The organism is Vibrio sp. 5S239 (assembly GCF_041439575.1).
Classification (GTDB): domain Bacteria; phylum Pseudomonadota; class Gammaproteobacteria; order Enterobacterales; family Vibrionaceae; genus Vibrio; species Vibrio kanaloae.
On record NZ_JBGOOM010000019.1, the window covers coordinates 31,184 to 51,419 of the forward strand.

Annotated in this window: 17 protein-coding genes and 1 tRNA gene; 7 read left to right on the forward strand and 11 right to left on the reverse strand. The window is 44.4% G+C overall.

The features are described 5' to 3' along the window. Positions 1-132: 132 nt before the first annotated feature. The gene (locus ACED48_RS14635) at positions 133-1,044 is read left to right on the forward strand and encodes a LysR substrate-binding domain-containing protein (RefSeq protein ID WP_017055092.1); all 912 of its coding nucleotides are present in this window, start codon (positions 133-135) and stop codon (positions 1,042-1,044) included. 111 nt (positions 1,045-1,155) lie between these two features. Here ACED48_RS14635 and ACED48_RS14640 read toward each other — a convergent pair whose 3' ends face one another. Beyond that, positions 1,156-1,356 carry a DUF4250 domain-containing protein gene (locus ACED48_RS14640; protein ID WP_017055091.1) on the reverse strand — a complete coding sequence of 67 codons (201 nt, stop codon included), beginning with the start codon at positions 1,354-1,356 and terminating at the stop codon, positions 1,156-1,158. 113 nt (positions 1,357-1,469) lie between these two features. Further along, positions 1,470-2,150: a hypothetical protein gene (locus ACED48_RS14645; protein WP_017055090.1), complete on the reverse strand. Its 681-nt coding sequence runs from the start codon at positions 2,148-2,150 to the stop codon at positions 1,470-1,472. 328 nt (positions 2,151-2,478) lie between these two features. Between ACED48_RS14645 and ACED48_RS14650 the strand changes: the two genes are divergently transcribed. After that, complete coding sequence (locus ACED48_RS14650) at positions 2,479-4,794, forward strand: YgiQ family radical SAM protein (RefSeq protein ID WP_017055089.1); 2,316 nt, start codon at positions 2,479-2,481, stop codon at positions 4,792-4,794. A 111-nt stretch (positions 4,795-4,905) separates the two neighbouring features. Here the strand turns inward: ACED48_RS14650 and ACED48_RS14655 are convergent, their stop codons facing one another. Then, on the reverse strand, positions 4,906-5,544 hold the full coding sequence (locus ACED48_RS14655; RefSeq protein ID WP_017055088.1) for a helix-turn-helix domain-containing protein: 639 nt from the start codon (positions 5,542-5,544) through the stop codon (positions 4,906-4,908). Between the two features lie 132 nt (positions 5,545-5,676). Here ACED48_RS14655 and ACED48_RS14660 point away from each other — a divergent pair, with 132 nt between their 5' ends. Further along, the gene (locus tag ACED48_RS14660) at positions 5,677-6,891 is read left to right on the forward strand and encodes a benzoate/H(+) symporter BenE family transporter (RefSeq protein ID WP_017055087.1); all 1,215 of its coding nucleotides are present in this window, start codon (positions 5,677-5,679) and stop codon (positions 6,889-6,891) included. 74 nt (positions 6,892-6,965) lie between these two features. Here the strand turns inward: ACED48_RS14660 and ACED48_RS14665 are convergent, their stop codons facing one another. The 3 genes from ACED48_RS14665 to ACED48_RS14675 are packed head-to-tail and all read right to left on the reverse strand — an operon-like array spanning position 6,966 to position 9,920. Then, on the reverse strand, positions 6,966-7,430 hold the full coding sequence (locus tag ACED48_RS14665; RefSeq protein WP_017055086.1) for a GtrA family protein: 465 nt from the start codon (positions 7,428-7,430) through the stop codon (positions 6,966-6,968). Beyond that, a complete protein-coding gene (locus ACED48_RS14670; RefSeq protein WP_017055085.1) occupies positions 7,417-8,904 on the reverse strand; it encodes a glycosyltransferase family 39 protein in 1,488 nt (495 codons plus the stop codon). The genes ACED48_RS14665 and ACED48_RS14670 overlap by 14 nt, the downstream gene beginning before the upstream one ends. Then, positions 8,901-9,920, reverse strand: coding sequence for a glycosyltransferase family 2 protein (locus ACED48_RS14675; RefSeq protein ID WP_017055084.1), 1,020 nt, complete (start codon positions 9,918-9,920; stop codon positions 8,901-8,903). Before ACED48_RS14675 ends, ACED48_RS14670 begins: the two co-directional genes overlap by 4 nt. Positions 9,921-10,045: 125 nt before the next feature. On the opposite strand from ACED48_RS14675, the gene ACED48_RS14680 reads away from it, so the two are divergent. The 4 genes from ACED48_RS14680 to ACED48_RS14695 all read left to right on the forward strand — a co-directional run bounded on the left by ACED48_RS14680 (position 10,046) and on the right by ACED48_RS14695 (position 13,995). Then, complete coding sequence (locus ACED48_RS14680; RefSeq protein WP_017055083.1) at positions 10,046-10,723, forward strand: response regulator transcription factor; 678 nt, start codon at positions 10,046-10,048, stop codon at positions 10,721-10,723. Beyond that, positions 10,720-12,018 (forward strand): HAMP domain-containing sensor histidine kinase, encoded by a 1,299-nt coding sequence (locus ACED48_RS14685; protein ID WP_017055082.1) that lies wholly within the window; start codon positions 10,720-10,722, stop codon positions 12,016-12,018. Before ACED48_RS14680 ends, ACED48_RS14685 begins: the two co-directional genes overlap by 4 nt. A 92-nt stretch (positions 12,019-12,110) precedes the next feature. Next, positions 12,111-13,040: a pyridoxal-phosphate dependent enzyme gene (locus ACED48_RS14690; RefSeq protein ID WP_017055081.1), complete on the forward strand. Its 930-nt coding sequence runs from the start codon at positions 12,111-12,113 to the stop codon at positions 13,038-13,040. A gap of 217 nt (positions 13,041-13,257) precedes the next feature. After that, entirely contained in the window at positions 13,258-13,995 is a 738-nt protein-coding gene (locus ACED48_RS14695; protein WP_017055080.1) for a dienelactone hydrolase family protein, read from the forward strand. Between the two features lie 78 nt (positions 13,996-14,073). Here ACED48_RS14695 and ACED48_RS14700 read toward each other — a convergent pair whose 3' ends face one another. The 5 genes from ACED48_RS14700 to ACED48_RS14720 all read right to left on the reverse strand — a co-directional run bounded on the left by ACED48_RS14700 (position 14,074) and on the right by ACED48_RS14720 (position 20,093). After that, on the reverse strand, positions 14,074-15,327 hold the full coding sequence (locus ACED48_RS14700) for a D-amino acid dehydrogenase (protein ID WP_017055079.1): 1,254 nt from the start codon (positions 15,325-15,327) through the stop codon (positions 14,074-14,076). Between the two features lie 226 nt (positions 15,328-15,553). Continuing rightward, positions 15,554-16,480: a LysR family transcriptional regulator gene (locus ACED48_RS14705; RefSeq protein ID WP_017055078.1), complete on the reverse strand. Its 927-nt coding sequence runs from the start codon at positions 16,478-16,480 to the stop codon at positions 15,554-15,556. Positions 16,481-16,687: 207 nt separating this feature from the next. Beyond that, positions 16,688-16,778, reverse strand: a tRNA-Ser gene (locus ACED48_RS14710). A gap of 163 nt (positions 16,779-16,941) precedes the next feature. After that, entirely contained in the window at positions 16,942-17,391 is a 450-nt protein-coding gene (locus tag ACED48_RS14715) for an L-alanine exporter AlaE (protein ID WP_017055077.1), read from the reverse strand. 248 nt (positions 17,392-17,639) lie between these two features. Then, a complete protein-coding gene (locus ACED48_RS14720) occupies positions 17,640-20,093 on the reverse strand; it encodes a hybrid sensor histidine kinase/response regulator (RefSeq protein WP_017055076.1) in 2,454 nt (817 codons plus the stop codon). Positions 20,094-20,236: the final 143 nt, after the last annotated feature.

The window sequence follows — 20,236 nt, forward strand, 5'->3', positions numbered from 1 at the left end:
ATTCATCTTGAATAATCTAAAGCTGAAAGAATTAAATCCATCTGGACATCTAGACGTTTACAAATGAAAGAAAACCCCGTAGGGTGATTATTAAGAAATATTGAATTGGCTTAGGGAATATGAGGAAAACTCATGATAGAGCTTAAACACCTTCGAACATTGACTACCTTAAGAGACAGCGGCTCGCTAACAGCGACGGCAACTTCTCTTCACTTGACTCAGTCGGCGCTTTCTCACCAACTGAAAGACCTTGAGGCGCGTATCGGTGGTCAGCTTTTCCTACGTAAAACTAGACCAGTTAAGTTCACCTCTGAAGGTGAGATTTTGCTTAGGCTTGCCGATGAGATACAGCCAAGAATAGCTAAAGCGGAGAACGAACTCGCGAGCCTGAAAGAGGATGTGAATGGTCGTTTGCACATGGCGATTGAATGTCACTCATGCTTCCAATGGTTAATGCCCGCTTTGAAGGAATACCAAGTGGCTTGGCCAAGCGTAACGCTCGATTTTTCATCAGGCTTTGGTTTTGAACCGCTACCCGCATTAATGGCTGGCGAGCTAGACTTGGTGATCACCTCAGACATTCAGCCCCGTTCAGAGGTTCACTATGAACCACTCTTTGATTTCGAGATGCGTTTGATCACGGCTATTAATTCACCTTTAGCAGAGAAGTCCAGCATCGACCCACAAGATCTTAGTAATGTGACAATGCTTTCCTATCCCGTTCAAAAGCAACGTCTCGATGTAGTGAAACACTTTTTGCAACCTGCAGGTGTAGAGCCAAAGAAATGGAAACAGGCAGATAACACATTAATGTTGGTGCAAATGGTATCAGCTGGTCTAGGGGTCGCTGCCTTACCAAACTGGGCTATCAGTGAATTTTCAAGACAAGGTTTAATCGCTAGTAAACCATTGGGCGACGGCTTATCGCGACGACTGTTTGCTGCGGTAAGAAACTCAGAAAAAGACAAACGCTATCTACAAGCTTTCTTTAGCACAGCAAGACAGCAAAGTAAGAGTCACCTTGATGGTATTGAAGTCGTTTAAGATCGATACATGATGATGTGATACAAGCCAGCACTATAAGGAAGAAACAAAAAAGTCACAGGTTCGTTCTGTGACTTTTAAATGGTGTCGATTCATGAGCTAATTTATGACTTATCTCGAATAAGACTTAAACTGGTTAGTCAGTGGATCGTATTGATAGCCAAGCATATCCAACTTACCCACAACACTTTCTGTATCCATTTCATACATACTGATCAGCTCTTCAAAGCTATCGCACTCTAAACGAAGCTTCTCATTCACAATTCCAAGCAAAATAATGCTATCCAGACTTTTGACGTTGCTTAAATCCATCCCGTACTCCTTACGAACCTACCGACTAAAGTTAAGTTTAGAACGCTTACCAAGGTCACGCTAAAAAATAGATCACACTTCTTAAATCAGATGAATGGTTACAATGCACAAAGTTACAGTACCCAAACTGGCGTTAAACCAACAGCTGCCGCTAATAACATCAACAATGAAACCGTAAGCTGAAGCTTTTCAGGTGTCTTAACGAACAGTAAATGCCAACACCAAACCACGATGGAAGAGATAAGCAAAGCAAAACTAAACAACAAGGTTGAAATAACAGGTTCTAGTTGCGCTTCAGACAGTGAATAAACGTTAATCACGGTCGCCAATACCACTAGCATGCCACTTAATACGCCCACAACAGGCAGAACGCGGTGAAATGCTTGTAAGCGCGTTCTTGCGATAGTCAGCAGTAAATGTCCGAAAGAAGCACCCAGTAAAGCCACCTGCACCACAGTCGTAATAATACCAACTGGATTTACCTGTTCGCTTGCTTGGATAGCAACGTATGACAGCGCCAAACCACACGCAAGATACATCACCCAGACAGGGCCTGAGTCACGTGTCTTCTTAGTTTGAACTTGAGAATAGAAGTAAAAGATAGCGAATACGATAAGAAACGCTTCAATTCTCAATGAAGCAACAGCAAGCCAAAGCACGCCAATCGCAGGTAACATCTTGTGAATACGGCCACGTTGTCCCGGGCAAATATCCCCTTTTACCAAGATGAGGGTTAAGATCAGTTGGGCTCCCAATAGCATCGGAGCAAATTGTACTAATAATGATTCGACCATTATGGATCTACTTATTCAGACTTATTTTCGCGAATAATATCAAAAACTGCTGCGAACACTAATCAAAATAACAAATTAGCCACTCTACTTAACGCTTCAACTATGCTGAGGTGTAGCTCTTGTGTCTTATTTCACCAAAATGACTAAAGACACTAGAATTAACAAGGGCATGTTCTACTGGCTACTCTAGTCTCATGCCGCTATAATTCCCGCCTCAAAAATCAGAGGTTGAAATATGTACAGCAATATCACTCCTATTCACGAACACAAAAAATACTGGGCCGAGTGCTACGGAACCGCACCCTTTTTGCCTACCAGTAGAAAGGAGATGGATGCTCTTGGATGGGATAGCTGTGACATTATTATTGTAACGGGCGACGCTTATGTCGATCACCCAAGCTTTGGTATGGCTATCATTGGCCGTTTGCTTGAAGCTCAAGGCTTCCGCGTGGGCATTATTGCCCAACCTAAGTGGGACAGTAAAGATGCCTTCATGGAACTGGGTAGACCTAACCTATTCTTCGGCATCACAGCGGGTAACATGGACTCCATGATCAACCGCTACACCTCTGATCGCAAATTACGTCACGATGATGCTTACACGCCAAACAACGAAGGTGGCAAGCGTCCTGACCGTGCAACTCTGGTTTACTCTCAACGCTGCCGTGAAGCTTATAAAGGCACGCCAATCGTGCTTGGTGGTATCGAAGCAAGTTTACGCCGAGTTGCACACTACGATTACTGGTCAGATAAAGTCCGTCGCTCTGTACTGTTTGATGCAAAAGCTGACATTCTTCTTTTTGGCAACGCTGAGCGTGCGCTAGTTGAAGTAGCACACCGCATTGCTGACGGCGAAGACATGTCTACGCTGACTAATATTCGTGGTACTGCAATCAATATTGCAGCAGCCCCTGAAGGCTTCAAAATCATCGACTCTTCTCGTATCGAAAAGCCGAACAAAGCTTACGTGCCCGTAAACCCGTACGAAGTGGAAACGCAATGTGATACCAAGAAAGACGAAAAAGTGGAAGAAGTAAAGGCACAACCCATTGCCATTCGCCCTTCTCGTCACGATGCAAAAACAACTGCTGTTCGTATCCCTGCATTCGAAAAACTAAACAACGACCGTATTCTCTACGCTCACGCTAGCCGTATTTTACACCTAGAAACAAACCCGTATTCAGGTCGTGCTTTGATTCAACGTCACGGAGACCGTGAACTTTGGGTTAACCAAGCACCAATTCCATTGACCACAGAAGAGATGGATTACGTATTTGGCCTTGCTTACAAACGTGTTCCTCACCCTATGTACGGCAAAGCGAAGATTCCTGCTTACGACATGATCAAAACCTCTGTGAACATCATGCGTGGTTGTTTTGGGGGTTGTTCTTTCTGTTCAATCACAGAGCACGAAGGTCGTATCATTCAGAACCGTTCGAAAGAATCTATCTTGGATGAAATCGAAGACATTAAAGATAAAGTACCTGGCTTTACCGGTACTATTTCTGACTTGGGTGGCCCAACAGCAAACATGTACCGTTTAGGCTGTTCAGACCCGAAAGCGGAAATTAACTGTCGTCGCCCATCATGTGTTTTCCCGAAAATCTGTGAGAAGCTAAACACAGACCACCAGCACACGATTGACCTTTACCGCTCAGCGAGAAAAGTTCCGGGCATTAAGAAAGTAATGGTCGCATCAGGCGTTCGTTATGACCTTGCGATTGAATCTCCAGAATACGTACGTGAACTTGTAACGCATCACGTAGGTGGTTACTTGAAGATTGCTCCAGAGCATACTGAAAAAGGCCCTCTGGATCTGATGATGAAACCGGGCATGGGCACTTACGATCGTTTCAAAGAGATGTTCGAGAAGTACAGCGCTGAAGCCGGTAAGAAACAGTATCTAATTCCTTACTTCATCTCGGCTCACCCGGGCACAGAAGATGAAGACATGCTTAACCTTGCGTTGTGGCTGAAAAAGCACAACTACGAGTGTGACCAAGTACAGAACTTCTACCCATCGCCAATGTGTAATGCAACGTCGATGTACTACTCAGAGACGAACCCTCTGAAGCGTGTGAAATATAAGAAGCGTGAAGATGTGCCAGTACCTAAAGGTGACCGTCAACGTCGCCTGCATAAAGCACTGCTTCGTTACCACGATCCAGAAAACTGGAAGATTATCCGTGAAGCGCTAATCGATATGGGTAAGAAGCACCTTATCGGTGACAAGCCGGGCTGTTTGATTCCGGAAGAAGACTTTGATGCACAAACACCGGCGCAACGTCGTAAGTCTGGTCGTCACGGCTCGCAACGTTTTGCAACTAAGCACAGTAAAGCTCAACCGGGTCTTGGCGGCGAAAGCCCACGTAACCATTCTAAGCCTGGTGGCAATAAGCCTAAACCGGGTGGTAAGAAGCCAACAGGTAGCCAAGGTAACGGCAATCAGGGCAACGGAAAGCAGAACGGTAATGGTAACGCGCATAAACCAGTGACTGGCTTCATCAAAAAAGCCCCTGCTAGTCAGCAATCTCAAGGCAATGGCGGCGGGAATGGCAAGCCAAACCGTAGCAAAGCGGGTAATGGTCAAGGTGGTAAACCTGCAAGTAACGGAAAGAATCGCCAGCGCGCAACACAGCGTTAATATAGCTATAGCGACTTCATTTACTTGGTTATCATATTAATAAAAAGCGCAGCTATTTAGCTGCGCTTTTTTGTGTCTTGAAAGTTTTCCAAACCGTTTACGTCAGTAAAGCTATGAACGCTGCCACTGGTCAGGATAATGGATGATGTTATGGAAAACCGCTTGTTCAGTTCCAATGTTCTTGTATCCATGAAGTTGTTCGGCATTAAAGCGTACCGCTTGTCCCGGGCTCAATTCATACCAGCTATCATCGAAGAACACCGCCATACGACCTGAGATACACAAGATATGCTCAATCACCCCAGTACTGTGTGGTTCAGAAAAGTGCTCATAGTTTTCTGCGAGCCCAAGCTCATACACTTCAAAGCCTAACGAGGGTTCAAAAGGAAAAACAACACTGACTGAGAAGCCCTTATTCAGGCTTTCATCGCGCAGCTCATTAGCGTCTCGGAACAAGCTCACTAGTTCATCACTAGAGCAAGACAGAATCAAACTCGAAAATGAAACGTTCAAGCCGGTCGCGATTTGCCACAACTTAGCTACAGTCGGACTAGACTCTCCACGCTCGATCTGACCGAGCATTGCTTTACTGACTCCAGTCGCCTTTGCGGTTGCGTCAAGGCTCCACCCTTTCTCTTTACGAATTCGTTTTAGGTTGTGGCTGACTTGCAACTCGTCTTGACCACTTAAGCTCTCTTTTAGATTAACGCTAGCTTCTACATTCATGTTCTTCGGCATGTTTTCGTTCATCTACCTACTTAAGTTTGCTCACGACTAAAATCATCACGAACAAAATTTATACAAATAACACTTGTGCGTTATAGCGCACAAATGCTAAGTTAAGTTCTATGTATGTTATAACGCACAACGAGAGTAGTTAGTATGGGTCAGATTAAGTTTTCTCACATCAGTACTGGTTTTATTGCGGTATTTATCGGTTATGCGAGTGCGGCGGCGATCATCTTCCAAGCGGCGACCAGTGCAGGAGCAAGCCAACAACAGATCGCTTCATGGTTTTGGGCGCTCGGAATTGGTATGGGTGTGACGACGATTTTGCTTTCGTGGCGATACAAACAGCCAGTCGTGACCGCATGGTCTACGCCGGGTGCTGCGCTACTTATTACCTCATTGGATGGGCTCACCGTAGAGCAAGCTGTAGCTATATTCTTATTTAGCTCACTGTTAATCACTATTACGGGTCTAACAGGTATCTTTGACACGCTACTTAAACGAATCCCAACATCGATTGCCTCTGCAATGCTAGCGGGGGTGTTGTGGATGTTTGGCATCGGGATATTTACCTCTTTGTCTCAAGAGGCGATTATCATCGGCACCATGTTAGCCGCGTATATTTTCGCTAAGCCTAAGTTTAGTAATTTATTGATTCCGTTTATCTTGTTGCTTGCCGTTATCATGAGTGGCGTCGCGGGGAAACTCGATTTATCTGATGTGAGCTTAATGCTGACTCAACCTATGTTCATCACCCCAGATTTTGATTTGGCGTCTTTATTGAGTGTTGGTATTCCGTTATTTGTGGTGACAATGGCATCTCAAAATTTGCCCGGATTTGCGGTATTGAAAGCCAATGGTTATAACCCACCAGCGTCACGCATTATCACCACAACAGGCGTTACGGGGTTATTACTTGCGCCCTTTGGCGGCTTTGCCTTTAACTTGGCAGCGTTAACAGGCGCAATATGTATGAGCCCAAATGCCGATCCTAATCCGAAAAGTCGTTACAAAGCAGCATTAGCGATGGGTGGTTTCTATCTGCTGGCAGGGATATTAGGCACAACCTTTGTGTCTCTGTTCTCATCGGTTCCGCAAGCCATCATTATAACTATTGCGGGATTAGCCTTATTGCCAACTCTTGCGAACTGCCTAACAACGGCACTTGCTGATGAGACTCATAGGGAGGCTGCGCTCCTCACCTTCTTGCTTACCGCTTCGGGGATTAATTTTGCCGGAGTTGGAAGCGCATTTTGGGGACTATGTTTAGGGTTAACTTGCTACGCGATAAAGAATTGGCAACTAAAAGCAGCTCGAACAAAACAGGCTCAACCTACACAAGCGAACGAAGGCAAAGAGCAGGGTTAAATTCACCTTCAGAGCTATCCAGAGATTCAATAAAAAAGGCAAGTCATTAGATGACTTGCCTTTCTTTTTCTTGTCTAGCGGGTAAAGACCCAATACTGACTAAACAAGTAGTTAGTCACCATGCCGACCAAAATACCAACGGCCATTGAGATAAACACAGCACCTGTAAACGCTGGCAGTAATTCTGTCATCAACTTGAAGCACAAGAGATTCGGCACTGCAGATATCGACGCTGAGAACATGAACTTTTGCCACTGAATCAGCTTTTCGGACCAACTCCCCTGACCTTTGAACTCAAAGGTCAGAACTCGATTACCAAACCAGGTTGTCGTTGCAGCAACGATGAAAGAGCCAATTCGAGCACTCATCAACGGCAGTCCAATAACATAATGCAGCAACGCAAACACAGAGCAATCAACAACAAACCCACCAACCCCAACCACAGCAAATCGAACCACCTTGTGGTGAGAGCGTAACCTCTGACTGTGCGTTTGAAGCTTGTTGTTGAACATTCGTAACCCCGAGTTAACGCTGAACATCGCTGCCACTTTGAATGTGACTCAACGATAGATTTGGCTTGATGCTTGAGCTATGACAGCTGAATAAAGCACGCTTTATTTTCACCGTTGGCTCTAGAATACACGTTAATGCATTCTCTTTAATCTTGGTTTCCACTTCAGATCTTTTACCAATCAGATAGAACTTATCAATGCCATCTAGCTGCTCGATATCGAGAAGTCTTTTCGCTTGACCATGACTGTAAAATTGCCCAGAGAATGGTCGTTTACCCACGTAAAAGCTTGGCGAAGAATCCGTAATCTGTTCGAAAATAATACGGTCACTTTTCTCGTTCGCCTTGCCGAGATTCAGGTAGACCATCGCAATCATTAGCAACACAGGTAGAACCAAAGCCACGCTCGAGAACCACTTCTTATCTTTTTCAATTATGAGTATAGCAACCAACAAGCCAAGGGCCGGAATACCCGGCAACACATACGCAGGAAGAATATTACCCGACATGGTGAAAAGAATTAGAGGAGAGACCAACCAACACACAAGGAATGAAAACAACCCATTATGTTCAGCGTTAACTTCTGCGATTTTCTTACGACGAGCAAATGCCAATATAGGCAACACAATCGACCACGGCGCAGCCGCTTGAATCCAGAAAACCCAAATCATTCCTCTTGTTTCATCATGGGCCGAACCATAAAGATCCCCTTCCCAACCACTCACAACAAAACGCTTAAAGTGCTCGCCAACAATAAAATAATCAATAAATCCCGGTGTTGCCATTTCAGCCATGATGTACCAAGGCAAAGCAATCGCCAGCATCACACCTAAGCCAGACAACAGGGGAAAGCGTTGCCATAGCACTTTGAAAGCGCCAAAGAAGCCATGTTGCAATACTAACCAAGGGAAGACAGCGATACCCATGATCACAATCGCTACCGGCCCTTTTGCCAGCAAGCCTAGTGCTAAACCAATGAAACCAACATAGCCCCAAGATCGATTAGTCTTCGCATTAACTTCTCCCTTCGAACCCTCTCCTCCTAACCAACATAGATAGAAACCTAACATGGCAATGGTCATCGCTAACGTTAACGCCATGTCGGTCATCACAGCACCCGCCGCAATAGAGAAAATCCCACATGTCGCCAATACCACAGCCGCCACCAAGGCACTTTGTCCGGTACGCTTGGCCATGTACGCAACCAACAGAATCGTCGCGAAACCGGCTAGCCAGTGAGGTGCACGAACAGCAAACTCACTCAAACCAAACAGTTCAATCCCCGCTGCGCTCATCCATGTGAACAACGGTGGTTTACCCCAAAAAGGGATGCCGTAATCAAATTGAGGGGTTAACCAATTGTCGGTTTCTACCATCAAGCGAGCCATTTCACCGTAGCGCGCTTCCGTAGTATCCATTAACGGATAAGTCGCCAAAGATAGGAGTCTTAGAACCAGTACAAAAGCCAACAAATACCATAGGTGCGTTCGGTTCAGGCTCATGCTGACTCCTCTAATTTAAAATGTGTTTTCAATGCAGGGGTATCGACCACCGATTGGATCAGATACAAAGGACGGTTCTTGGTTTCGATGAAAATACGACCTATGTACTCCCCCATTAAACCAATACTCAGAAGTTGAATGCCGCCAAGGGCAAGTTGGACCACCATCATGGATGGGTAGCCCGTAATCGGCTCACCAAACATCATGGTTTTGAACACGATGAAGACGCCATACACAAAAGCAGTAAGTGCCACTAAACCACCAACAGCCGTCGCAATACGCAGTGGGCGGATAGAAAATGATGTGATGCCATCCATCGCCAATCCGATTAACTTGAGGTAGTTCCACTTGGTCTCACCACAGAAGCGAGCATCACGCTTAAATTGAAGCGTCGCTTGTCGGAAACCCGGCCATGAAAAAATGCCTTTCATGTAGCGGTTGCGTTCTGGAAGCTGATTGATATGGTCGACAACCTCTCGGCTTAACAGTCGAAAATCACCCACATTCTCAGGAACATCAATCTTCGCAGCCACGTTCATGACTTTGTAAAAGCTTGCCGCTGAAAACTTCTTAAACCACGTTTCACCATCACGCTGGCTGCGCTGCATATTGACGACGTCATAACCTTCGCGCCACTTGGCAATCATTTGCGGGATAAGCTCAGGTGGATCTTGTAAGTCAGCGTCTAGCAAAATCACCGCTTGTCCACGACAGTGATCAAGGCCTGCGCTCATCGCTGATTCTTTGCCAAAATTACGGCTTAAACCGATAACAGAAATTGAGCTATTGATTGAAGTGAATGAACTCACCAAGTCCAAGCTGTTGTCTTTGCTGCCATCGTCGACATAAACAATCTCACTCGTGATAGGTAAGCTATCGAGAACCTTAGTGAGGCGAGAGTGGAACTCTTCCAACACCTCTCGTTCATCATAAAAAGGCACAATGATAGACAAAGAGACCGCAGGGTTAATCTGCGATGTGGATATCTCTGGGCGGCTAATATGAAGTTCAGACATAATATGTTCTTCTATTTTTTAATCTGGAGCCAATCTACCCTCCCATAAGTGAAAGTTATGTTATTGACATATTTTTCACGCTCACTCAGGATAATGTTACCGTCTATTTCTGTATGAGAATCAAAATGAAACGAGTTCTATTAGTCGAAGATAACCGTGAAATTGCAGGTGTCTTGTTTGATTATTTTGAGTGTATTGGCATGGAACTCGATTATGCGGACAACGGTGAGCTTGGCCTACAACTCGCGTTGGAAAACTCATTTGATATCATCATATTGGATCTGATGTTGCCAAGAATGGACGGCCTCACGGTTTGTAATAAACTGCGAGACCAAGGCAACGCGACACCTATTTTGATGTTGACCGCATTGGATAGCCGCGAAGATATGCTAAAAGGCTTTGAACACGGTGCCGATGATTACCTCACCAAGCCTTTCGATTTGGATATTCTAGAGGCAAGAATGAATGCGCTGGTTCGTCGTTACCGCGGAAAAGTCGCCTCTTCTAAGCTTCAGTTTGGTGAACTCACCATCGACCAAAAAACGCGTAAAGCCTACCGTAAAGACAAACTGCTCGCACTTAACCCAACCACTTACACCGTACTTGAGATGCTGTGCCAAAAAGCACCTGAGGTAGTGACTCGTGAAGATATTTCCTACAAGTTATGGCAGGAAAACGAACCCAACAACGATGTGCTACGCAGTCACATCTATCAGCTGCGTAATCAACTCGACAAGCCTTTCGACACGCAAATGTTAATCACTGTGCCTAAAGTTGGATTCCGCTTGGAGTCGTCGAATTGATCTTAAATGTTCTCACAAGCACCAAAACCTTAACCGGCCGCCTAGCGGTTTTTTTTGGGTTAATGGCGGTTATTGTCTCGGTCTTTACCTACATAGTGTTTATGTCTGCGCTTTATCTATCAGAAGATCGCGTGGGGGAAAGACGCATCCTGATCGACCGTAACTATGCGGTTGGTTTATTCCAAGCAGGCGAAAGCGGTGAGTTAAGAATTGATGACCTGACAATCGCCTACAACGATCTTTCATTGATACCTGCAGAATACCTCAAGTACATTAAAGGCAAAGAAAGCTTTGTTGGCGAAGTAGGTGAAGAGCCTAACTCTCGCATGGTGTATGTAGGTGAGTATTCTGATAAAGGTCAAACCCACCCAATCGTTCTGCTTTCCGAGATCGACCGCGTCGAGTTTGATATTTACGAACTGGTTTATGCGACCACCTTTGTACTAACGTTACTCTCTATTCTAATTTTTAGCTTTGGTGCTCTGCTCTATCGGTTATCTAAACGGTTAATTGAACCCTTTAACTCTATTTCCGAACAACTGGAATCGAATAAGCTTAACCTCAATGAAGAATTTAGTGTCAATGACGACGCCGCGGTGGAGTTTCGTCAGCTCACTAACCAACTCAATCAGTATCGAAGAGAAATCAATTCCTTACTCAAGCGTGAACAGGCGTTTGCTCGTTACTCAAGTCACGAATTAAGAACACCGTTAACGGTCGCTCGTGGCGCAAATAAATTACTGCTAAGAAGTGAAACCACCGAATTTCAATCTCGCCAAATTGAGCGCATTGACGAAGCCATTGTTCAGATGTCAGAAATGGTCGATGCCCTGCTTGGTCTCGTTCGTTATGAAAGAGACATTGACGATACACCGCTACGTTTGTTTAGCCAGCAAGAGCTAGAAACTATCATTGCTAAAAATTCATTGCAGGCTGACGAGAAGGAAGTCGAGATAACCTTACAAGTTCAATCAGAACCAACCGTTCAAGCCACCAGCGCGCTCATGAATATGTTGATCGGAAACTTGCTGAGAAACGCGATTGCAGCCACTAATAGCGGTACAGTAACGATCACCCTTTCCCAAGACAGTCTTGTTATTGAAGACCAAGGCGAAGGCCTGCAGGAGCAATACAACCCGAATGGACATGGGCTGGGATTATTGATTGTCGATGACTTGTGTCAGCGTTTTGATTGGGACTTTGAATTGTTCAATCGCAGCTGTGGTGGATGCACAGCCAAGATCACCTTTCAAGCCGATTCATCCGCGTCAATATCGAACGAAAACTTGATTTAGTTGGTTTACAGCCGCCTCTGGCTACTAGATACTCGTCCGTCCTATTTGATTTAAAAATGCTGGCTCTTTAGTTAGCATTTTATTTAAGTGCGATGAAACTAAATAATAGCCCTGTAACTCAGCATCAATTTAACAACCACACCTTTTTCTTAAAGCGTGACGATCAGCTTCACTCCCATTTTTGCGGCAACAAAGCCCGCAAGTTCATGAAGCTGCTGGAAGACGAGCACCCAGAAACCACAACCTTGATCAGCTATGGTTCTGCGCAGGCTAATTCTCTTTTCTCACTCGCGGCACTAGCAAAGATAAAAGGTTGGGCGCTTGAGTTCTACGTCGACCACCTGCCTCAGTGGCTAATAGAACGCCCAATAGGTAATTACCGTGGTGCTGTAGACCTTGGCGCTAAGGTAATTTCAGTCAAAGAAACAGGCTCCGAGCTTCATCCACAAGCGTATATCGAGCAAGTGAGACAACCTGACTCCAACTGCATTGTATTACCAGAAGGAGGACGCTCTCAGCTTGCTGAGTATGGTGTAAAACAACTGGCGATGGAAATACTGAGCTGGACTCGCTTCGAAAACCAACACGATTTTGTGGTCTCCCTGCCTGCAGGGACAGGCAGCACTGCGCTGTACCTTCATAAGCATTTAAAGCTGCACAACATCCCAGTGTTAACCTGTGCTTGTGTTGGTGGCAGCAACTATTTAACACAGCAATTTAATGAGCTTGGTGAAACCGATCATCCACAGATCTTATCGCTCGAAACCAAACACCACTTTGGAAAATTGTATCAGCAGGATTATCAAACTTGGTTGGATCTACAAGAGCAAACCGACATCGAGTTTGACCTGCTTTACGATCCATTGATGTGGCAATGCTTAGAACAATGGCAAAAAGATAACCCAACTAAAACCATCATTTACATTCACCAAGGTGGCATCTTAGGTAACGAATCGATGTTGCCACGCTACCAGCGAAAATATCCAGACATGTTCCGAATTACGACTAACGCTTCCTGGTAATTGCTCTCTTTACTTCTAATTCAAGCTATTGAATTGCCGTTTTCTGATAACACCGCCAAACAACCATCACACTTCATCGTGATGGTTGTTTAACGCAATTCCCCTTCACTTTTCACACCTACCCTTGCACTTCAAATTAGAAACAGAAATCTGGCGAGAATCATCGCGTTATCTATACTTTCGATTGGAACGTCATTGTCATCTAAAGGAATAACGCATGCGAAAACTCACTACACTCGGCCTGTTTTCAGTTTTACTACCCTTTTCAGCAATTTCTGGAGAAAACGTTACTTACCAAGTCGACGGGATGGACTACGAAGGGTATTGGAGTGAAGCCAGTGACCAAGCGCCTCTGGTGCTGCTAATACACGATTGGGATGGCTTAACCGATTACGAAAAGAAGCGTTCTGAGATGCTCAACGAACTCGGTTACAACGTGTTCGCCATCGACCTATTTGGTAAAGGCATTCGCCCAACCGAAGTGAAAGACAAAAAACAACACACAGGCGAGCTGTACAAGGACCGAGAGAAAATGCGTGCGCTGCTCAACGCTGGAGCCATGGAAGCGAAAAGACTTGGGGGCAACTTAGATAATAACGTGATGATGGGATACTGCTTTGGCGGAGCTGCTGTATTGGAAGCGGCTCGTGCTGGGATTCCTTCGAAGTCTTACGTCACCTTCCATGGCGGTTTATCAACACCAAAAGGCCAAGACTACTCGCAGACAAAGGCCCCGGTTGTCGTGTTCCACGGCACAGCTGATGCCATGATCTCAATGCAAGATTTTGGCAATCTCGCCGCTGAACTTGAAACGACCAAGGTTCCACATGAAATGATCACCTACAGTGGCGCTCCGCATGCGTTTACCGTGTTCGGCTCCAATAATTACCAAAATGAAGCAGACCAAAAATCGTGGGAACGATTCACGCATGTGTTAGAAACCACTACCCGATAAGCGGCAACTCCACAACAAAATCAGCCCATGCTAAATGATAAACATGGGCTGATTCGTATAACCAAGTCTTTTGATGAACTAGATGTAACGATGAATACTCAAGTCATCTGATTTAATGTCACTATCAGAGCCACTGACCACACTCGCTAACAGCTTTCCTGAGCCACACGCCATCGTCCAACCCAAGGTTCCGTGTCCCGTATTGGTAAACAAATTCTTGATTGGCGTTTTACCGATGATAGGAGTGCCGTCTGGCGTCATCGGCCTTAAACCTGTCCAGTATTCAGCCTTAGAGAAGTCCCCTGCTTGTGGGAATAGATCTTTTATCACCATATCAATCGTGGCTTTGCGTTTTTCTGGAATCAGGTAATTAAACCCAGCAAGTTCTGCGGTACCAGCAATACGAATACGGTCATCAAAGCGGGTCATCGCCACCTTATAGGTTTCATCCATAACAGTCGAAGTTGGTGACTTATCTGCATTCACGATCGGTAGTGTTAATGAATAGCCTTTCACTGGATAAACAGGAATCGACAAATCGACTTGCTTCAATAGTTCTCGAGAATAGCTTCCTGAAGCAACCACGTAAGCATCCGCTTTGAACTCGCCTTGAGTCGTTGTAATACTCTCAATGGTTTGATTCTGATGATTGAGCTTGACCACTTCGGTATCAAACACAAACTGAACTCCGATTTTCTTGGCTTTCTCAGTCAAGGCTAAACAAAACTGATGGCAATCCCCAGTTTCATCATGAGGTAAATACAAACCGCCAACGAGCCTATCTTTAACGTCCGCCAAACCCGGTTCTACTGAAAGGCACTGTTCGACTCCAAACAGCGAGTGCTCAATACCACTTTCATGTAGGAGCTTCATATCTTGCTGAATCGCGTCCAGTTGCTTCTCGCTTCTGAATACTTGTAAGGTTCCCTTTTGTCGGCCTTCATAAGCCAAATCTTCGCTGGTCCTTAGATCAGTCAAACAATCTCGGCTATAATTTGCGACTCGTAACATACGCGATTTGTTCTGTGCATATTTAGCTTCGTTACAGTTGGCGAGCATCTTCGTCGCCCAAGAAACTAACTCTGGAGAAAGTGACGGCTTCACTTTTAGAGGCGCATGTTCTTGGGTAAGCCATTTCATCGCTTTCAATGGAATACCAGGCGCTGCCCATGGTGAAGAATAACCGTAAGAAATTTGCCCGGCATTCGCAAAGCTAGTTTCCTTACCACTGCTATCTTGACGATCAATAACCGTGACCGAGTGACCTTCTTTCGCTAGGTACCAAGCACTGGTTAACCCAATTACACCGCTGCCAATTACAATTACTTCCATTCTCTTCCCCTAATACCCAGCAAAAGCTCAATCGGCTAAACACTGTTTTTAATTCAAATATTATTTTCGTTAATAATTTGTAACTTATTCGGCAGGCGTTGATTTAACAATAGAGGTTCCGTTGATAAAAAGTCAATTCAACTTAGAAACGAATTTGGAAGTTGGGAACTGTGATATTAGCGGTATTTAGAAGCTTGGGAGGAGTCGTTACATAAGTCTATGATGCCTAAATATTGTAGGCATCATGACTCAAGAACGTTGCATTTTCGAGCAAAAAACCTAACAATGTTTCGGCTTGAAGCGTAAGTGCTCGGCCTTTTAAAGATTGAACCTTAACGGTTGCTTTCGATAACATTTCCAACTCGGTCGCAACCACTTCAATCTGTCCTGACTTGATCTCATCAATCACGGTAAGCTTTGGCATAAAGGTTACACCCAACCCTGCTGACACAAAGTTAGTGAGTGCCGTTACCGAGTTAGTTTGAAGCTTTGGTTGTAAAGTAAGATGAGATACCTGCTCAGCGTGTTTTACCAGCCTTCCCATTCCTGTCGAGTTATCGATTAGCGCGACAGAAACATCTTTAATATCCTGCAGTGTTATAGGAGCTTCTTTACTGGTAAGGAAATGCCCTTTAGGTACGATGAGTTCCAGTGGGTGGCTACGCTCGACATGCGAATGCAACTTAGGGTGTGGAGCAGAAGCATAAGTGATTGCAAAATCTATCTGTTGATCTTCAAGCATTTTGACGGCATCAAGAGCTCCCGCAATCTCAATAGAAAGGTTGATATCGGGATAACGAGTCATGAAGGTTTGCATGGGTTTAGCCACCAAGTTGGTAATAAAGCCTTCACCAATAGCAATACTGACGTTACCCCCTTGGAGGTTTTTAAGCTTAGTCAGCCGAGCTAACACTGCCGCTTCTCCGCGAACGACAGAACGATAATAATTCAATAGTTCATTACCCGCCTCAGTTAACAGTGAGTGGCGGTTATTTCGCTCCCAAACTTTCATTTCAGCCTGAGCTTCTAGTTGCGTTAGCATCCTACTCATCGCCGCTGGGTCGACGTTCATCATTTTGGATGCGTTACGTAGTGATCCATATTTGGATAACGCATTTAAATATTCAAGCGCACGGATATTAAAGTGATGCATTCAACTACCTTGTAATTCGATTAACCCTAAACCAAGCGTCTCATAAGTTTGGCATTCAAATATATCCCAATTTATCGAGATCTCGTTTGCGCTTACTAACTTGTGCACCGAGTCACTTCAGACGAAATGTTGAAGGTATTGTAAGTTGAGAATTATAGAGGCTCTAGAACGAGAAAACCCCAGCATTTCTGCTAGGGTTTTGAATAGTGGTGGAAGGATGGGGATTTGAACCCCAGATACGCTATAAACGTATACTCGCTTTCCAGGCGAGCGCCTTAAGCCACTCAGCCATCCTTCCACAAATTTTGTGTTAAGCTTGTCACTCAACGAGGCGCTACTTTATTGATTCTGCTTGCTTTGGTCAAGGGGCATTATCAAAAAAAGTGCCTTTTTCAGTTTGTTCGATTACAAATTAACTCATTAGATCAAAAACAAACCAAGTATCGCTTATTTCACTTTATTTATGCTTGTTGGTAATAGCCTGGAACTCTAAACCATTTACGGCACATATCTAAGAAATAACCATAAAGTACGCCCATACCACATGAAATAACCGCGTTGCTAGTAACCGCGGTGACAATCTGGTCAGTTGAAGCGCCTACTGCTAGTAAAATCCCAGCATACACTGGCGATTGGAATAACACGTAAGCCATAAGATCGGCCAAGTTCTTCATCAATGAACTTTCTGAAAGTTTTGCACCATTACGTAAGAACCAATCACGAAATACACCATAAGGCCAAGCAATAGCAATGTTTACCGGAATAGATAACGTTCTTGAAGCAAGAGACTGCTCAAACGTCATGCCGGAAATAAACACTTCTACGATCATGCCAGAGATAAAACAGAAAACTACCATAGCAAATGTATCCGCAGCTGCATTACGAATACAAAATGGACCACGAGACTTCATTAGAGACAACCCTGAAATATATCACTGCTTGATCAGTGATTTAGTGACACATAAACAAGGCACATTCGCACCCAGCCAGTTAATATCACCATTAAAACACAACGTTAGCAGTTATACATTCCAAATTACAAATCAAGTGGTAAATTAACAACCAAAAACCACTTAAAAAGCAGTCACTTTGACCAAAAAACCACATAGAGGTTAAAAGTTACGCAATTTGACGTTCACTTCCTGTAATTAAACAACACCTAAGCCATAGGTAGATTTACAGTAATGATATCAATAACATCTTGCGCGGGACGCGTTCCCGAGAAGACGTACTCTAGAGCCTTATCAATTTGAGATATAAGTTCTGTATTGTTCATAGGTTTAGCGTGAACACGCAGATTCTCTAGCGCAAATTGAATCTGCTCTAAATTGTTGTCTTCTAACGCCACGTACAGTGTCACTAGCAACTCTTCGATGTTGCCTTTGCTTCGTAACTCAGGCTTAGGCAGTGACTCATTTTTACTTTTCCAATCGTGATCTTTTACTTCTTGAATTTCCGGAGCACAAACTTCTGCTTCATGGAATTGATAAAGCTTATTCGAATAACGAAATAACGCATCGTCGAGCTCCCGTTCGTCAATTGGTTTAGCTATAATGTAATCCACACCAGCACCGATCATACGTTCGCGAGTCTCTTTGAAGACATCTGCGGTACAACCAAATATTAAGACAGATGAAACATCACCAATTAGAGCGCGAATAGCCGTTGTTGATTCCACTCCATCCATCACTGGCATGTGGTTATCCATCAACACTAAATCAAAGTGCTCTGTAACGACAGCTTGTAGCGCAAGTTCGCCGTTTTCAACGTTCTTACAGGTAAATCCTTTACTGCTCATAAAGGTTTCAATGATGACGGTGTTGGTCCTGTTATCCTCAACAATCAACACTTTCAAGCCAGAGTAATCCAATTTTTTATGAGGTAGGCTTTCTATCTCACCAGGTTGGCAAGGCTTAATCTTTAAGCGAACATCAAAGCTAGTGCCAATCCCCTCTTCACTGGTAACCGTGATACTGCCACCCATAAATTGGGCAATTTCCTTCACAATCGCTAAGCCTAGGCCTGTACCACCAAAACGTCTTGTAGTCGTAGATTCTGCTTGCTCGAAAGGTTTGAAGATGCGTTTTTGCGCTTCTTTAGATATGCCTATTCCGGTGTCACGAACTCGAATACTAAGGAAAACATCATTTCCTTCGATAATTTCTTTCAGGTACACCTCAACAAAACCTCTTGAAGTGAACTTCACGGCGTTGTTCAGTAGATTAAACAAGATTTGGCGCAGTCGAGCTTTGTCCGAGAAGTACCAACGGCCAGAAGGCACCTCAGAGTACACTTTGAATTGAAGTCCTTTTTCGGAAGACAATGTGTAGTAGACACTGTTGATACTTCCGATGATCGAATCGAGTGGGAAACGGGTTTCATCTAGATCTAACCTGCCCTGCTCTATCTTTGAAAAATCCAATATCTCATTAAGCAAAGTCATCATATGATCCCCAGACTCATACAAACTTTTAAGATGCTTCTCTTGCTCTCTGTTTAAAGGGGTTTTTAGCAGAATTTGGGCGGTTCCTAAAACGCCATTCATTGGAGTTCGGATTTCATGGGATAAGGTCGCAAGGAACGCTGTTTTTGCATTGGTTGAGGCCTGAGCCTTAACCTTTTCCGCTTCGAGGTAAATGGTCTTTTCGTTAAAGGTTTTAATCAAGTGGCCAATTTCATCATCACTTGAATACTCAACATCAATGATCTCACCCGCTTTTGAAGCGTCGATCTTAACTGCTATATTGGTAATTGGACTAATCAAGTAGCGGTTCAACAAGTAATAACCCGCCATGACACACACGAGCAATAGCGGAACAATACCGCCCTCAATATGCATCACCAGACGAAACACCTCGTCTGCCACCAATAGTTTTGAGTTAACCACTGCGACTTGCCAATCGAAGTCACCAAACTGGTTATTACTAATGTAGACTCCCTCGACAAGATTGAAGTTATGAGAAACCAGAACTTGGTTGAGATTATCTCTTATAGTGATACCAAGGTTATATTCCTCCGCGTGGGTTTTAATGAAACCCAATAACTCTTCCAGAGAGAGATCCACTGTCGCAATACCGGCAAAGGTGCCATCGTAATAATAAGGGGAAGACGCCGTAATCATTCGAACGTGTGTGTACGGGTCGACATACACATCGCTCCATACGGTGCTTCCTTGCGGCTCATCAACAACAGAAGTGTACCAATATTCTTGATGGTAAGGCGCGTTCTTAGGATTGTTATAAGAAAACAGTTGATCAATCTTGCCATCATCGGCTTTGTTGAAAAAGTAGCTGTTCAGGCGTTTATTCGGATCAAGTGCGTAAGGTTCTGGCCAAATGCCCGCGCTAACGATCGTATCGTCGCTCGCCGCCAAAATTGACTTTAATACCGAAGCAACCTCTGAACCTTTTCGTTGTTTCTGAGCGAAACCGACTAGGCTATCGACAACACCTTTAGAGCTACTGAGTGGCTCTGTAATCAATGCGGATAACAACTCAGCACGTAGGTCTAGGTTTTGTTCTAATTCGGCACGTACAGGAGTCTCTACGACGTGGTACGTCACGCTACCGACAATGGCAATGAACATGGCCAAGTATAACCCGAGCGCTACCATACTGTTTTTCTTAAGAGACGACCGTATCTGCATAATTTTTTTGTTATTTTCGTTTTTGTTAAACCTAGTGTTTATCATCAAGGACATCAAGCCTTTTTAGATTGAAGCTTGATTGGCGCAAGTTCATTGGTACTATAAGCGCA

Excerpts from the sequence above, each read along its gene's own strand:
- ACED48_RS14635 (WP_017055092.1), top strand. The coding sequence starts at position 133 with ATGATAGAGCTTAAACACCTTCGAACATTGACTACCTTAAGAGACAGC.
- ACED48_RS14640 (WP_017055091.1), bottom strand. The coding sequence starts at position 1,356 with ATGGATTTAAGCAACGTCAAAAGTCTGGATAGCATTATTTTGCTTGGA.
- ACED48_RS14645 (WP_017055090.1), bottom strand. The coding sequence starts at position 2,150 with ATGGTCGAATCATTATTAGTACAATTTGCTCCGATGCTATTGGGAGCC.
- ACED48_RS14650 (WP_017055089.1), top strand. The coding sequence starts at position 2,479 with ATGGATGCTCTTGGATGGGATAGCTGTGACATTATTATTGTAACGGGC.
- ACED48_RS14655 (WP_017055088.1), bottom strand. The coding sequence starts at position 5,544 with ATGAACGAAAACATGCCGAAGAACATGAATGTAGAAGCTAGCGTTAAT.
- ACED48_RS14660 (WP_017055087.1), top strand. The coding sequence starts at position 5,677 with ATGGGTCAGATTAAGTTTTCTCACATCAGTACTGGTTTTATTGCGGTA.
- ACED48_RS14665 (WP_017055086.1), bottom strand. The coding sequence starts at position 7,430 with ATGTTCAGCGTTAACTCGGGGTTACGAATGTTCAACAACAAGCTTCAA.
- ACED48_RS14670 (WP_017055085.1), bottom strand. The coding sequence starts at position 8,904 with ATGAGCCTGAACCGAACGCACCTATGGTATTTGTTGGCTTTTGTACTG.
- ACED48_RS14675 (WP_017055084.1), bottom strand. The coding sequence starts at position 9,920 with ATGTCTGAACTTCATATTAGCCGCCCAGAGATATCCACATCGCAGATT.
- ACED48_RS14680 (WP_017055083.1), top strand. The coding sequence starts at position 10,046 with ATGAAACGAGTTCTATTAGTCGAAGATAACCGTGAAATTGCAGGTGTC.
- ACED48_RS14690 (WP_017055081.1), top strand. The coding sequence starts at position 12,111 with ATGAAACTAAATAATAGCCCTGTAACTCAGCATCAATTTAACAACCAC.
- ACED48_RS14695 (WP_017055080.1), top strand. The coding sequence starts at position 13,258 with ATGCGAAAACTCACTACACTCGGCCTGTTTTCAGTTTTACTACCCTTT.
- ACED48_RS14700 (WP_017055079.1), bottom strand. The coding sequence starts at position 15,327 with ATGGAAGTAATTGTAATTGGCAGCGGTGTAATTGGGTTAACCAGTGCT.
- ACED48_RS14705 (WP_017055078.1), bottom strand. The coding sequence starts at position 16,480 with ATGCATCACTTTAATATCCGTGCGCTTGAATATTTAAATGCGTTATCC.
- ACED48_RS14715 (WP_017055077.1), bottom strand. The coding sequence starts at position 17,391 with ATGAAGTCTCGTGGTCCATTTTGTATTCGTAATGCAGCTGCGGATACA.
- ACED48_RS14720 (WP_017055076.1), bottom strand. The coding sequence starts at position 20,093 with ATGGTAGCGCTCGGGTTATACTTGGCCATGTTCATTGCCATTGTCGGT.